We start from the raw sequence: 14,066 nt of genomic DNA on the forward strand, positions 1-14,066 counted from the left end.
GGTGGTGACATCAAAGTCGAGTAATACTAATCATCCGAAGCTTTCAAGAGCAATAAACTGTTGTTTGTTCTTCATAACTAACTTCTTTCAATAATATGTCAAGTTTGTGGGCCATAGGATATGGTTCGTGTATTTGGGATACCGATAGCTTGTGCTAGAGGTAGCTGATACGAAAAAGCAAACAATAAAAATATTTAGGTGCCTATATCGGCGGTGTCTACCTCTTCCCATTCCGAACAGAGAAGTCAAGCCCGCCAGAGCCGATGGTACTGCGGTAACACGTGGGAGAGTAGGTCGGTGCCAAATCTTAAAGAAAGCCTGTAGGAAACTACAGGCTTTTCTTGTATACAGCCTTTTTTTATATGCTGAAATGATTCCCATGCGCTGTATAGCTGCAATTCCACAAAGTAATTTAAATTGTATCTCTGTTTTAGTCTTTGGTCTGTATTCGTCCTAACTTTAGTTAATAATCAATTTAGGCTTAGAGTTCCATTGTGGACGTTTATCCTATGAGTATAGATTCCACTCAGAAGCTATTATCCTGAAAGCTAAGAATGGCTATTCTGAATATTGGTCATCACTTTTGTATTGAGCTTTATTCAATTGATTGTTATGATATTTCTATAACTTATTCATGTTTTCCTGAAATAGTAATCTCAAGGTATTAGGAAATTGGTTTAATTTCGATTCTTTTTAGGATTTTTTGTTAAGAACTAGGCATACCTGTAAGGAACAGCTCTTTGATATAAGCCAAATAATAATTTTTAAAAGGCAGCAGTGGCTTAAGGTACTATTATGAATCATGAAGATTTAATGGCTTTATGATTAAATATATAGGACTTCAAGAGATAGAATGTTGAAAAATGATGCTTATAGTAAATATACCCAATGGATTAAGGTATGAATTAACAACATTCCGGTTGAACTATGTAATATATTGAAATTAGGTACTAATGCGATTCTAGAGCAGTATTAGTCTTTAGGAGAGAACTGAGCGTATATAAAGGTATTTTTTGATGGTAGTGACAGTGGTACATTGTTAATTGCCTACAAAGCGCTAAAACTTGTCTGAATCTATTCAAACATAGATAAGGGCCAGGGATTTAATCATAATTGCTTTGGATTATTGACCAGGTGGGCTTAACTTATTTTGTGATTTGTGTTATAATGTACAAAAACTAATGTTGAGTGCTCATATGTGATATTATTTAGATTTTTATTCGTTGATTTTACTACATCTTTCTGTTGGGGTTATAGATTTGTTTTGTATTTATTTCCTTAAAATTTATCCAATGGTTATTGGAATCTGGATTGCTATTTAATTATTAATTTGCTTGTTGAATGTTTCACAAGATTCTGTCTTATTGGTCTAATTTTTTGAGCTAAACAAAGAATAAAATATTTTTAATTGACATCAAAATTTTGCTGAAATCCCTCTTAATTTTGTACAATATTTTGGTTATTACGAGATTTTTCTGGTCATAACGATCAAAAATAATTTTCAATTTTAGACTTAAGTGTCTAATTCCGTCTTGAAAACGCTCAGGTCTTGTCTTTTTTGGTTTAAGTAAATAAGGAGTTTTTTGAAGTGTTTTAGCTTTATTTGACGATAGGTATTGGCTAACTTTAGCGTAAAATGGAGAGTTTTTTTGAGCAAAAATCCACTAAAATTGCAATGAGATTTTTCGTAATTAACTGATAATAAATGGCTTTAAACATAGAAAAGCCCACATTTCTGTGAGCTTTTAACAGTAGCGGGGAGCAGGATCGAACTGCCGACCTCAGGGTTATGAATCCTGCGCTCTAACCATCTGAGCTACCCCGCCGGGCGATCTTCTTTTCTAAAGAGTTGCAAATATAGAAAAAAATACTTTCCTTTAGAAATAAATAAAAAAAAAATTGTCCATTAGTTCAGAATGTAAGGATCCATCGATGTCAGAAAAGAAAAAGTTTACGTTAGAATATGAATTGAGATCATCCCCACGAATTTTGTTTAGCTTTATTAGCGAGCCAAATGGCTTGTCTCAGTGGTTTGCCGACGATGTAATTTTCCGTGACCAGGTTTATACATTTACATGGGATGATGAAGTACAAAAAGCGAAGCTTTTAAGTATTAAAGAGAATAAATTGGTGAAATTTAAATGGCTTGATGATGAACCGCATTGTTATTTTGAAATGGAAATCGTTCAAGACGAATTAACGAACGATGTTGCACTTTCTATTACAGACTTTGCTACTGAAGATACACTTGCAGAACGTACCTTAATATGGGATAACCAGATAACCTATTTACATAGTGTGCTTGGAGCATAATTTTTCAGTTGCTTTGTTTACCTTTGCATATTGAAAAAGATTCATTTACTTCTGCTCAAAGCGTTTATTAGGCCTTTTTTCGTCACATTTTTTATTGTGATGTTTATATTATTGATGTTCTTTTTATTTAAGTACGTCGATGATTTAATTGGAAAAGGTTTTGAATGGTATGTAATTCTAGAGCTGATGTACTATGCATCAGCTGCTAATGTTTCCATGGCACTTCCACTTTCGATCCTATTGTCGTCTATAATGACTTTTGGAACTCTAGGGGAGAACTATGAGCTGGTTGCTATAAAGTCTGCTGGAGTATCACTTCAAAAGGCAATGATGCCTTTATTGGTATTAATTGTATTTATAGCCATTGGTTCTTTCTTGTTTTCAGACGTGATGCTTCCAAAGGCCAATTTAAAGTTTGGCTCTCTACTGTGGGATATACGAAATAAGAAGTTATCTTTTCTAATTAAGGAGGGGGTATTCAATAATAGTATTCCAGGGTATTCCATAAGAGTAGATAAAAAGGGTGAAGATGGTGTTACTTTAGAAGGGGTAATGATCTATGACCATACGAGTAATAGTGGAATAGCAAAAATCATCATCGCAAAAGAGGGGAAAATGGCTAGTGATGACAAGAACCTTCTTTTAAAGTTAAAGAATGGTGTAAGGTATGAGGAATCCAGTGGTGAAAATACTTCTTATAACCCAAGGCAGCAATTCACTCGTATGCGATTCAAAGAAACAGATCAAAAATTTGATATATCTAGTTTTAAAATGAACCGAACAGATGAGCAAGGTTTTAGAAATAATACCCAAATGCTCAATCTAAAAGGGTTAGTCAAAAAACAGGATTCTTTAACAAAAGAATTAGATAGTATCAATAAATTTGCTGGTATGACTGTCGCTAGTTACTTTAAACAGAATAACTATGTGAAGGGCTACACTAAGGTCAATACCCCTGAAAAGAAGATTACAGCGTCTGTATTGAAGGCTTTGCCGGATGGAGATCGATTACGGTCTATTCAGTCTGCAATAGATCAGGCTAAGATTATTAAAGAAACTGTATCAGGTAGATTAGCTGATCATTCGGATAAGGTTCGTAATATTATTAAAGTTGAGATTGAGTATCAAAAGAAATTCACTCTAGCGGTGTCATGCCTACTCTTGTTTTTCATTGGTGCACCATTAGGTGCAATTATTAGAAAGGGAGGATTAGGCTTACCTGTGGTGATGGCGATCGTATTCTTTTTAATTTATCATATCATCGCTACAGTGGCTGAGAAATCTGCGATAACAGGCACATTAGCTCCTTTCTTCGGACCTTGGCTTGCGATTATTATACTATCACCTGTAGGGGCATTTCTGACCTATAAAGCGACTGTTGATTCTGCCTTATTTGATATTAATGCGATTAAACAATCGATAACGGGTCTTTTTAAAAGGAAAAAACAGCGATCAAAATCCAAGGTGTAACGTAAGCTAACTATAAATTATACTGGCAAATATTCATTACTTATTTATGATATTTTAGCGAAGGATATTGAATAGGAAGGTTGTAACTTTGTACTTAATCTTAATAGTTAAACAAGCAGCTAATCTTAGTGTTTGTACATAGATATATTTCAAAAAATGGAAATCAAACTTAATGCAATAGAAGAAGCTATTGCTGAAATACAAGCTGGTAAAGTGGTTATTGTTGTTGATGATGAGGACAGAGAAAATGAAGGAGACTTCCTGACTGCTGCTGCAAATGCAACTCCTGAAGTAATTAACTTTATGGCGACCCATGGAAGAGGATTAATATGTGCTGCTTTAACAGAAGAGAGATGTGACGAACTTGGTTTGGAACTAATGGTAGGCAAAAATACGGCTGCTTACGAGACAAATTTCACTGTTTCTGTGGATTTAATTGGCTACGGCTGTACTACTGGTATCTCTGCATCAGATAGATCAAAGACGATTCAGGCATTGATTAACCCAAATACAAACCCTGATGAATTAGGTAAACCAGGACATATTTTTCCTTTGAGATCTAAAGATGGCGGAGTATTAAGAAGGTCAGGTCACACCGAGGCTTCAGTTGATTTAGCAAGATTGGCCGGTATGGAGCCAGCTGGAGTTTTAGTAGAAATTATGAAGGAGGATGGTGAGATGGCCAGGCTACCTGATCTTGTAAAGATTGCTGCACAGCATAACCTCAAAATCATTTCAATAAAAGATCTTATTGCTTATAGGTTGAGTAAAGAAAGTTTAATTCAAGAAGAGGTGACAGTTAATCTTCCTACTCAATGGGGAGATTTCAAGATGACGGCCTATACACAATTAGATACTGGTGCCACCCATTTGGCAATAAGTAAAGGAGAGTGGACGGCGGATGAACCTGTTATGGTGAGAGTCCATAGTTCCTGTGTTACAGGAGATATCTTTGGCTCTTGTCGCTGTGATTGCGGTCCACAGTTGCATAAGGCAATGGAAATGATCGATAAGGAAGGCAAAGGACTAATTGTATACATGAACCAGGAAGGAAGAGGTATTGGACTAGTTAACAAATTAAGGTCATACAACCTTCAGGATGCAGGATTTGATACTGTAGAAGCTAATATAAAATTAGGTTTTAAAGGAGATGAGAGAGACTATGGAGTTGGGGCGCAGATCCTAAGAGCTCAAGGTATTTCAAAGATGAGATTGATGTCGAATAATCCTACAAAACGTGCCGGTCTAACTGGATATGGATTAGAAATTTTAGAGAATATTTCGATAGAAATTGAAAGTAATATACATAATGAACAATATCTGAGAACCAAACGTGATAAAATGGGACATCAGATTATGAAAGGATAATCACCTATCTTTTCGGATTGTTTTTTTGCTGTTCATTAAGAATAGCCTCTTTATTAATTAATTGCCTGGTTTTTGGGGTTTCCCCATGCTGGGCTTTTTTCTTTTGTTCTCTTTTGTATTGTCCAGTGATCTTTTTCAAAAACTCTCTAAAACTGTCAAACTGCTGTGTGTAAACTAAGCCCAAAGCGGTTACATTGTTGTTCTGATTGATACCTGAAGTTGTAAAGATCGTTTGCTGCGTTGGAGGTTTATTAGATAATTTTCCCACCAGAGTCCCATCCTTTTTGATTAAACCAAGAATCTCGACCTCACCACCTACATTATTTCTGGAAAATCCATTTAATGACAAATCATTGGTGCTTCCTCTGTTTACTATACCTGCATTTAGGACCACGCGGTCATTAAACAATCTAAAGGAAGCATTCGCTTCAGTTAATGAGCGGACATTAAAATCAACAAAGTCGAGATTTAAAGAGGAGAGTACATTGTTAAGCTGATTAAACAATAACTCTGTTGCTGTACTGGTTACTCCACTGGTTAACTGTTTTCCTAAGTCCTCATTTCCTGTTCCTGGAGCAAAACTCCTTCTAATGATTAAGCTTAGTGCTTGTAGATTAAGGTTGTTTGAATCATTGAAATAAGCTTGCATTTCTTCTTTAATTGCCGGATTGGATGGAAAGAAGATATCCAGTTTGATGTCAGGTTTCAATAATAAGCCCGATAAGCCCATTTCTACTTCCGTTAACACACGTTCATCCTTATTATTACCATCTCTATTCGCTGCAGTATATAGATCTCTTAAACTTGTTCTAAGGGAATAAATGGCTTTCAATTGTATTTGGGCCATAGTTGGATTGCCTGTCCAGCGGATGGTACCACCTTGTCTTATGTTGAACTTTTTATTAATAACTTCCTGAGCAGTAAAATCGAAACTACCATTTTCAATGATGTAGTCTCCTGTCATATCGAAGTCACCCTGGCTATTAATTTTTAAAGTGAGGTCGGTTGCATTTCCTCGTCCACTCAGGTTACCTAGGCTGGTGAATATATTGGCGACACTATTAGGGTCTACATCCAGTTTTAAATTCATGGTAAGTCCATCAAAACTGTTTTGTTTTTTCACTATTTTAGTAGTGTCTTTACTTACAAAGGTGATGAAATCCTTACTGGAAACTGTCTCAGAGCTATTCAGCGGCAGATTAAATACCGTTCCTTTTTCTGTTTTGGCGTCAATATCGATGTACATACGATTAGTTGGACCTTTGAAAATGAAAGTTCCTGTACCGTAAGCCTGACCATAATAAACAGGATTATCTTTTTCTGTGGTATTTAATGCCATGAAGTTCGTCGCTTTGATAACAGCGTCAATAGTAGGATTATCCAAGTTGTTTAAATCTACAGTACCGTTGGCAATAGCCTGATTATTGTCTACATCTAAAAGTTTTAAATTATGTATTTTAATTATACTATTGTCGATGGTGACCTGATCATTTAGTGTATAGGCTGTTTGCAGATAATTAATCGTCATTTTCCCTTTATCAAATGATATTTCTCCATTGATAGCGGGTTTTTCGAATGGGCCTTTGACGGCGAGATCCGCAGAAATATTACCTTTTAATTTTGAAACAAGTTTCTTAACAAGGGGTTCTAATACGGCCATCTCAGTTTCATCTAGCTTAATATGTAGGTCTATCTCTTTCTTCTCCAGATCAAGACTCCCCCTTGCTTTTAAGGTTTCTTTATCGTGGCTCATAATACTAGTATAGATATTAGCCACATTTTCTGCCTGATGAAAAGATGAAGTATCTGTGAGACGTCCAATATAAGTGTCATTAAAACTTAAGGAATCAATTGTGATATGATCTGATATTTTAGGAGATTTTAAAACATGGTATAGTTTTGTTTCACCGTTTAATTTTCCTGCGAGTTTTACACCTAAAGTCTTTACAAAAGGGTTTATTGTTTTAAGGTCAAATTGGTTAAAACCGACCTGAAGTAAGTCTGTGGGATCATTGGATAGAATGCCATCTATGGTTAATAACTGCGATCCGTTACTAAGGTCAAAATTACTGATTTGAGTTTTTCCATCATGAAAACTGATTCTAACTTTCTCTTGAATTTTCCAGTCTTCATTATTTATTTTCAAAATAGAAGGTAAGATCGTGATACGACCTATAGTATCTGTCGCAAATTCAACCAGTCCGTTTAAATCCAATGAGTTGGCGTCATCCGCATTTGCGAGTTTAACATTCAGACTTAAGCTATCATTTCTAAGAATATTCGAAATATTCACATTTTTAATATACAAACTATCATTAAGATCAACGCGATCTGAGGTGATAATGGCCTGTAACTGATTTGTAGAGGTGTTTTCATCCACAATGATGTTATTGACTATTATACCTTTATACTTCAGTTTTTTTACAAATCCATTTATAGTGGCGACATTTTTTTGTGAGTCAAAGTTTCCAAGAAAAACTGCCTGATCTTCTATTTCCAGACCTGGCACTAAGAGTTGTGCAACAGGTTCAAATTTTTTGATTTTAAGGTCAAATTTGAAGATCTGATCTTTATAATTGACAATATCTGCTTTTAATGATGGAATATATGTTTTTGCGAGTGCTTTATAATAGGATGGAAGTGTATTTAGATCATACTGGCCCTTGATGCTTGCATCTAATATATCTGAATTGACAGTCAAGCTTCTATCTTTTCCCATTCCATTGGCACTCAATTGGATTGAATCGATATGGTATATACCTTTAACATTATTAAGTTGAACGTGTTGTAAAAGAAGATTTCCCTGAATATTATCTAAATTATTCCCTGTAAAATTAGTGCTGAATACCGCATCAATCTGAAGTGAATCCTTATAGAGTTTCAGTGCCTTTAGTCTGGCATTTTTAATGTTAGCTTTAAAGTTAAACTCCGGAAGTTTTCCATTTAAGTTTACTCCACCATCAAAAACCATCTTAAGATTTTTGTCATCAACTTTTAGACTGCCATCAAAATATTTTTTCTCAAAGGTCCCATCTATCTCAATATTTCTATACCTGTAATTGTTAAAATCAATGTAGTCAATGTTGCCATCTAATCGTTCAGTAAGATTTTTGATTTCTGTTCCTCTGCCTTTGATGTTTAGCGCTGCTGTAATTTTTCCCAGGCTCTTTTCATTGATCAGGTCACCTAAATTAAAATCATAGGTTTTTACATTGCCAGAATAGGAAGGAACTCCTTGTTTATCAATTTTCATATTGACATCGGAGACCAGGCGGCCTATTTTTGTTTTAAACTCCCCATAGGCGATAAAATCATTTTGGAAGCCAGTAAAGGAGCCATTAAAATTGACGTTACCAAATTTGGAAATGATTTCAGGGATTTTCTTCGCTTTTTTTCCTGTCACACTGGTAATTAAATCGTCCAGATCTTTTTTATTGGTTCCTGCCATCTCGATTTTAAGGTCCATAAAGGTCTCCTTAAGGATTGGTAAACCTTTAAGTGCAAAATCTCCCTTAATGTGGGTCGCTTTTCCTGCCTTTATTGATAGCTTTTTAGCACGTAGGTTTTTGACCAAACCCGTTATTTGTCCATCTACGTCTAGTTCTAAATTCATTTGATCTAGTTCAGAAGTAAAATAAGATACATCTCGGGAAGCAATATGACTATCCTTAAAACTGGCTTTCATTCTTACCTTGTTCACATAGTCTCTGAAGTCTCTGTATCGGCTAAAGCTCATTTTAAAGTAATCCTTTAACTTGGAATGATTGGTTTCCAATAACAAACGTTCCAACTCTATTTGATTAGAATCTACTGTAGCGAATGTGGTTAAGTTTTTAAGATAGAATCCGCTTTTCTCCTTAAATGTCAGATTTTTGATATTTGCTTGAAGAATGTGGTCTGTGGTATTTAATTTTTCAACAATGCCGTTCAAATTACTAAGCTGAACATCTTCAAAATTAACACCCCTCATTACAGTGTCGTATTTATAGTTTTTATACCTAAAACCAAAATTGTTGAGGATAACCCGATCGAAAGTGATTTTGAAAGGTTGCTTCTTTTTTACGGTTGGTGCCCCAGAGTCAAAGTAATCGATGATAAAATCTAGATTTGTAGTTCCGTCTTTATAGGTTTTAAGGAAAAAAGCGCCGTTATTTAACTGTACGGTATTGACGTCTACAATTCTTTTTTTGAGAGAAAATTGGTTTAGATCAACTAAAAATTTGGGGGTGTTTAACAGTGTATCCTTTTGCTGATCGAGTACTAATAAGTTTTCTAGTACAAGGGATTTAAATGGTTTGATGTAAATTCCCGATAAGGATATAGTTGTATTTAGTTCTTTAGATAAATAATCAGCTGCTTTTTTTGCGACAAAAGTCTGCACAGGCTTGAATTGAAGCGCGAATAATAGAATCGCAACTAGTAATAACACTGATGCAACAAACCAAAGAAGTATTTTTAATAGTTTTTTAATAGTTTTGTAGCTTAATAATAATAATCATTGTGCCAATAATCCTCGCTATAGAATCTTCTTGTGATGAAACTTCGGTTGCTATTTGTAACAACGGCAAAATTACTGCCAATGTTATTGCAAACCAAACAATTCATGAAAATTATGGTGGTGTAATCCCTGAACTTGCTTCAAGGGTGCACCAACAGAATATTGTCCCTGTTATACAGCAAGCCTTAATTAATGCTAATGTAGACAAAAAGGAGCTAAATGCTGTCGCTTTTACCCGTGGACCTGGCTTATTAGGTTCATTGTTAGTTGGCGTTTCGTTTGCAAAATCTTTCGCTTTGGCGTTAGATTTACCGCTAATTGCCGTAAATCATATGCACGCACATATTTTGGCTCATTTTATTGATGATCCAAAACCTGCTTTTCCTTTTTTATGTCTGACAGTTTCTGGCGGTCATACCCAGATTGTGTTGGTAAAGGATTATTTTGATATGGAAATTGTGGGCGAGACACTCGATGATGCTGCAGGAGAAGCGTTTGATAAAACTGCAAAAATTTTAAACCTTCCATATCCTGGTGGACCATTGATTGATCGACATGCAAAATCAGGAAATCCTCTGGCTTTTAAATTTCCAGAGCCTCAGATTAAGGATTTAGATTTTAGTTTTAGCGGTTTAAAAACATCGATCTTATATTTCATCCGAAAGCAAGAAAAGGAAAATCCTGACTTTATATCGGAACATTTAGATGATATTTGCGCTTCAGTTCAATATAGTATTGTTCATATTTTGTTGAACAAATTGAAGAAGGCTGCTCAGCAATATGGAATTAAGGAAATTGCAATTGCTGGTGGGGTTTCTGCAAATAGTGGCTTACGTGATGGGTTGGAAAAAACAGCTCTGGACTTAGGTTGGAATGTTTACATTCCAGCTTTCGAATATTGCACGGATAATGCAGCAATGATTGCTATTGCTGGTTATCAGAAATACTTAAATGCGGATTTTGTGGGACAGGATACTGCGCCATTATCCAGAATGAATTTTTAATATAAGAACAGCTAATTATGAGTGCTACGAGTTTTATTTTTTTCGGCTTAATGCTGATTCCCTTCATCATTTTTATCATTTGGTTGATAAAACAGGATAAACAGAAAAATTACCTTGGTTTAGCTGTTTTGCTAGCTGCAATTATTGTCGCTATTATTGTGGCTATTTATGTTGATGCAAAATACATGAAACTTCAGTAGTCAATCAAGATTCATTGGATGGATCCAGAAGATAAACATAAAAAAAGGGGTAATCAATTGATCACCCCTTTTTTATGTTACGCCCATTAAGCGCCCAGTATTATGCTTGTGCAGGAAGTTCTTCCAGTTTATCGCCGGTTACTTCTGCTCTGATTTTTGCTTCAATTTCTTCAGATAATTCAGGGTTATCCAATAACAATTGTTTTACCGCATCTCTTCCCTGACCAAGTTTCGTTTCTCCATAAGAGAACCAAGAACCTGCTTTTTTAATGATATTGAAATCAACACCTAAGTCGATAATCTCACCTACTTTAGAAATACCTTCTCCGAACATAATGTCGAATTCAGCAATCCTGAAAGGTGGAGCAACTTTATTTTTTACAATTTTCACTTTTACTCTATTTCCAGAAACTTCATCAGAATCTTTGATTTGAGAAGTTCTACGGATATCCAAACGTACTGACGCGTAGAATTTTAATGCATTACCACCAGTAGTAGTTTCCGGGTTACCGAACATCACACCAATTTTTTCACGTAATTGGTTGATGAAGATACAGCAACATCCTGTTTTTGCAATTGTTCCGGTTAGTTTACGCAATGCCTGAGACATTAAACGTGCTTGTAATCCCATTTTAGAATCACCCATTTCACCTTCAATCTCTGCCTTTGGTACCAATGCCGCAACCGAGTCAATTACAATGACATCAATAGCTCCTGATCTGATCAGGTTATCAGCGATTTCTAAAGCCTGCTCACCATTGTCTGGCTGAGAAATCAATAGGTTATCTACATCAACGCCTAATTTCTTTGCATAATTTTTATCAAATGCATGTTCTGCATCGATAAAAGCTGCAATTCCACCTTTTTTCTGCGCTTCTGCAATAATATGCGTTGCTAAAGTTGTTTTACCAGACGATTCAGGACCGTATATTTCTATTACTCTTCCTTTTGGAACACCGCCAATGCCTAAAGCAATGTCTAAACTGATAGATCCTGTGGAAATAGATTCAATAGGCTCTACAGCATTGTCGCCTAATTTCATTACGGTACCCTTACCATAAGACTTCTCTAACTTATCTAAAGTAAGTTGTAATGCTTTTAATTTGTCTGCGTTTACGCTCATATTGTTAAATTCTGGGAGTAAGATAAAATATTACCGTTGGAAGAACAAATAACTTTACTTACATGCTAATTATCTTAGCAAAGATAACGATTCTTTAATCTAAAGCAAGAAATAAAATAATTATTATTTGATCAAGCCTGTATGTCGCTAATTATTTTAGTTTTTTTATTATTTTGTTGAAAATATTTACAAATATTGGTGATCTCGCAAATGCTGCATTTCGGTGATCTGGCCAGGCAAACATATCTTCCATGTAAGATTAACCAGTGGTGAGCCACATGAATGGTGTGTTCAGGTAGGTTCTTTACCAGGTCTTTTTCTACAGCGAGCGGAGTTTTTCCTGCTGAAAGGCCGATTCTCCTGGAAACTCTATATACATGGGTATCCACAGCCATTGCAGGGGCATTGTAAATGACAGATGCGATTACGTTTGCCGTTTTGCGACCTACACCCGGCATCTTTTGTAATTGATCAATATCAGAAGGAACCACATTATTAAAATCATTTAATAACATCTGAGCCATTCCTACCAGGTGTTTTGCCTTGTTATTCGGGTAACTCACACTTCTAATGTAATCAAAAACAATATCAGGTGTAACCTCAGATAAAGCCTTTGCATTTGGAAAACGTTGAAAAAGTGCAGGTGTTACCTGATTGATTCGTTTATCTGTGCACTGAGCAGAAAGAATTACGGCCACTAATAATTGGTATGGATTATTGTAATGCAATTCCGTTTCAGCATTGGGCTGTTTGGCTGCAAAGTGTTCGACAAAAAGTTTATACCGGTCTTTTTTGAGCATGCGCAAATATAATGAGAAGAACTTAGGATGGATTCATAAATCCATAGGAAAAAGTAGCGGATTATAAATATTGGCTTACAGATGATATACCATTCAAAGTGGTCTCGGTGTTTTCCTCCAGAATAGTTGGAATTGCTAAAGAAAATAGAATAAACTGCTACCGAGTTGAAAGCAAGTAGCAAAGCCTTTAAAATGAAAAAGCTGCCAGTAAGTCTGGCAGCTTCAATTCGTTTTTAAATTACTTGGCTCTGGAGTAGGCTAAAATTTTCGCGATGGTTTCATCGGAAGGATTTTTCTTTAAACCATCCAATTGGTGCCTAATTTGGTCATAGAACATCATGTCGAGTTCTATAACTGCATCTGCAGCAGGTTTTTCCTGCTTTTGCATTGAGCAATTTAACTTGTTAAAAGAAGTAAAAGTTTCCATCATAAGCAACAATAAATGTTTGTTCACTAATATAAACGTTATTGTTATACATTTATTTTAACCTAAACTACATTTTATGTAACTAGTTTGTTGCATCTTTTCCGGTTCCTCACTCCGCTTTTTAAGAAGGGGAGTATTGCTGATTTAAAGGGCTAATTACAGCTCATTTAAGCCATAATTTCAACATTTATCAAATAATGATCAACGGTATGCGATATGGATTTATTAGGAAATTTCTTTCACTTTCATCATTTTTCTAAGATTACTCAAAGCATAGCGCATTCTTCCCAAGGCAGTATTGATACTTACGTCTGTAAGTTCAGCAATTTCTTTAAAACTCAGATCGGCATAATGGCGCATGATGAGCACTTCTTTCTGATCATCCGGCAATAAATGAATCATTGCGCGAAGGTCAAAATGTGTTTGTTCTCTCAGCATCTTTTCTTCTGCACTTTCTTCATGAATCTGAAGTAAGTTAAAGATGTCTGTACCATCGGCGCTAGTAATGATAGGTGCACGTTTTTCACGTCTAAAATAATCGATTACTAAATTATGTGCAATTCTCATTACCCAAGGTAAGAATTTACCTTCTTCATTGTATCGACCAGATCTAAGCGTATTGATCACCTTTATAAAAGCATCCTGAAAAATATCCTCTGCGAGGTATTGATCTTTTACTAAAAGATAGATGGAGGTGTATATTTTCGACTTGTGTCTTTTGAGAAGTTCTTCTAAAACCGATTCCTCACCGGTAAGATATGACTTCACCAAGTCCTGATCACTATATAATTCTAATTTCATAGGAGTATCCGTACTAATAAGTTCCCTGCTAATTGCTATAAAATACTTAGTAGATGTTTTAA

The 14,066-nt window shown here is 35.4% G+C and carries 9 protein-coding genes, 1 tRNA gene and 1 rRNA gene; 5 read left to right on the forward strand and 6 right to left on the reverse strand.

Annotated features, from left to right (window positions below; translation table 11 throughout):
* Positions 1 to 194: 194 nt before the first annotated feature.
* A 5S ribosomal RNA gene (gene rrf, locus K7X70_RS03930) occupies positions 195 to 306 on the forward strand.
* 1,446 nt (positions 307 to 1,752) lie between these two features.
* Here rrf and K7X70_RS03935 read toward each other — a convergent pair.
* Positions 1,753 to 1,826, reverse strand: a tRNA-Met gene (locus tag K7X70_RS03935).
* 106 nt (positions 1,827 to 1,932) lie between these two features.
* Between K7X70_RS03935 and K7X70_RS03940 the strand changes: the two genes are divergently transcribed.
* The 3 genes from K7X70_RS03940 (at position 1,933) to K7X70_RS03950 (ending at position 5,151) form a co-directional block, all read left to right on the forward strand.
* Complete coding sequence (locus K7X70_RS03940) at positions 1,933 to 2,313, forward strand: START-like domain-containing protein (RefSeq protein WP_062546920.1); 381 nt, start codon at positions 1,933 to 1,935, stop codon at positions 2,311 to 2,313.
* 30 nt (positions 2,314 to 2,343) lie between these two features.
* Positions 2,344 to 3,783, forward strand: coding sequence for an LptF/LptG family permease (locus K7X70_RS03945; protein ID WP_222535858.1), 1,440 nt, complete (start codon positions 2,344 to 2,346; stop codon positions 3,781 to 3,783).
* 156 nt (positions 3,784 to 3,939) lie between these two features.
* The gene (locus tag K7X70_RS03950; protein ID WP_062546922.1) at positions 3,940 to 5,151 is read left to right on the forward strand and encodes a bifunctional 3,4-dihydroxy-2-butanone-4-phosphate synthase/GTP cyclohydrolase II; all 1,212 of its coding nucleotides are present in this window, start codon (positions 3,940 to 3,942) and stop codon (positions 5,149 to 5,151) included.
* A 4-nt stretch (positions 5,152 to 5,155) separates the two neighbouring features.
* Here the strand turns inward: K7X70_RS03950 and K7X70_RS24515 are convergent, their stop codons facing one another.
* The gene (locus tag K7X70_RS24515; protein WP_281032036.1) at positions 5,156 to 9,532 is read right to left on the reverse strand and encodes a translocation/assembly module TamB domain-containing protein; all 4,377 of its coding nucleotides are present in this window, start codon (positions 9,530 to 9,532) and stop codon (positions 5,156 to 5,158) included.
* 119 nt (positions 9,533 to 9,651) lie between these two features.
* On the opposite strand from K7X70_RS24515, the gene tsaD reads away from it, so the two are divergent.
* The gene (gene tsaD, locus K7X70_RS03960) at positions 9,652 to 10,653 is read left to right on the forward strand and encodes a tRNA (adenosine(37)-N6)-threonylcarbamoyltransferase complex transferase subunit TsaD (RefSeq protein WP_222535860.1); all 1,002 of its coding nucleotides are present in this window, start codon (positions 9,652 to 9,654) and stop codon (positions 10,651 to 10,653) included.
* Between the two features lie 300 nt (positions 10,654 to 10,953).
* Here tsaD and recA read toward each other — a convergent pair whose 3' ends face one another.
* From recA to K7X70_RS03980, 4 genes are all read right to left on the reverse strand, one after another.
* Positions 10,954 to 11,976 (reverse strand): recombinase RecA, encoded by a 1,023-nt coding sequence (gene recA / locus K7X70_RS03965; RefSeq protein WP_062546926.1) that lies wholly within the window; start codon positions 11,974 to 11,976, stop codon positions 10,954 to 10,956.
* A 131-nt stretch (positions 11,977 to 12,107) separates the two neighbouring features.
* Entirely contained in the window at positions 12,108 to 12,776 is a 669-nt protein-coding gene (gene nth / locus K7X70_RS03970) for an endonuclease III (protein ID WP_222535861.1), read from the reverse strand.
* Between the two features lie 238 nt (positions 12,777 to 13,014).
* Complete coding sequence (locus K7X70_RS03975) at positions 13,015 to 13,164, reverse strand: hypothetical protein (protein ID WP_222535862.1); 150 nt, start codon at positions 13,162 to 13,164, stop codon at positions 13,015 to 13,017.
* A gap of 264 nt (positions 13,165 to 13,428) precedes the next feature.
* The gene (locus K7X70_RS03980) at positions 13,429 to 14,004 is read right to left on the reverse strand and encodes an RNA polymerase sigma factor (RefSeq protein WP_062546929.1); all 576 of its coding nucleotides are present in this window, start codon (positions 14,002 to 14,004) and stop codon (positions 13,429 to 13,431) included.
* Between the last annotated feature and the right edge of the window lie 62 nt (positions 14,005 to 14,066).

It is taken from the genome of Pedobacter polysacchareus, assembly GCF_019802255.1.
Lineage (GTDB): Bacteria > Bacteroidota > Bacteroidia > Sphingobacteriales > Sphingobacteriaceae > Pedobacter > Pedobacter polysacchareus.

Bases quoted from the DNA above. Each gene is read 5' to 3' on its own strand.
- recA (WP_062546926.1), bottom strand. From the start codon at position 11,976: ATGAGCGTAAACGCAGACAAATTAAAAGCATTACAACTTACTTTAGAT.
- nth (WP_222535861.1), bottom strand. From the start codon at position 12,776: ATGCTCAAAAAAGACCGGTATAAACTTTTTGTCGAACACTTTGCAGCC.
- K7X70_RS03975 (WP_222535862.1), bottom strand. From the start codon at position 13,164: ATGCAAAAGCAGGAAAAACCTGCTGCAGATGCAGTTATAGAACTCGAC.
- K7X70_RS03950 (WP_062546922.1), top strand. From the start codon at position 3,940: ATGGAAATCAAACTTAATGCAATAGAAGAAGCTATTGCTGAAATACAA.
- K7X70_RS03980 (WP_062546929.1), bottom strand. From the start codon at position 14,004: ATGAAATTAGAATTATATAGTGATCAGGACTTGGTGAAGTCATATCTT.
- K7X70_RS03940 (WP_062546920.1), top strand. From the start codon at position 1,933: ATGTCAGAAAAGAAAAAGTTTACGTTAGAATATGAATTGAGATCATCC.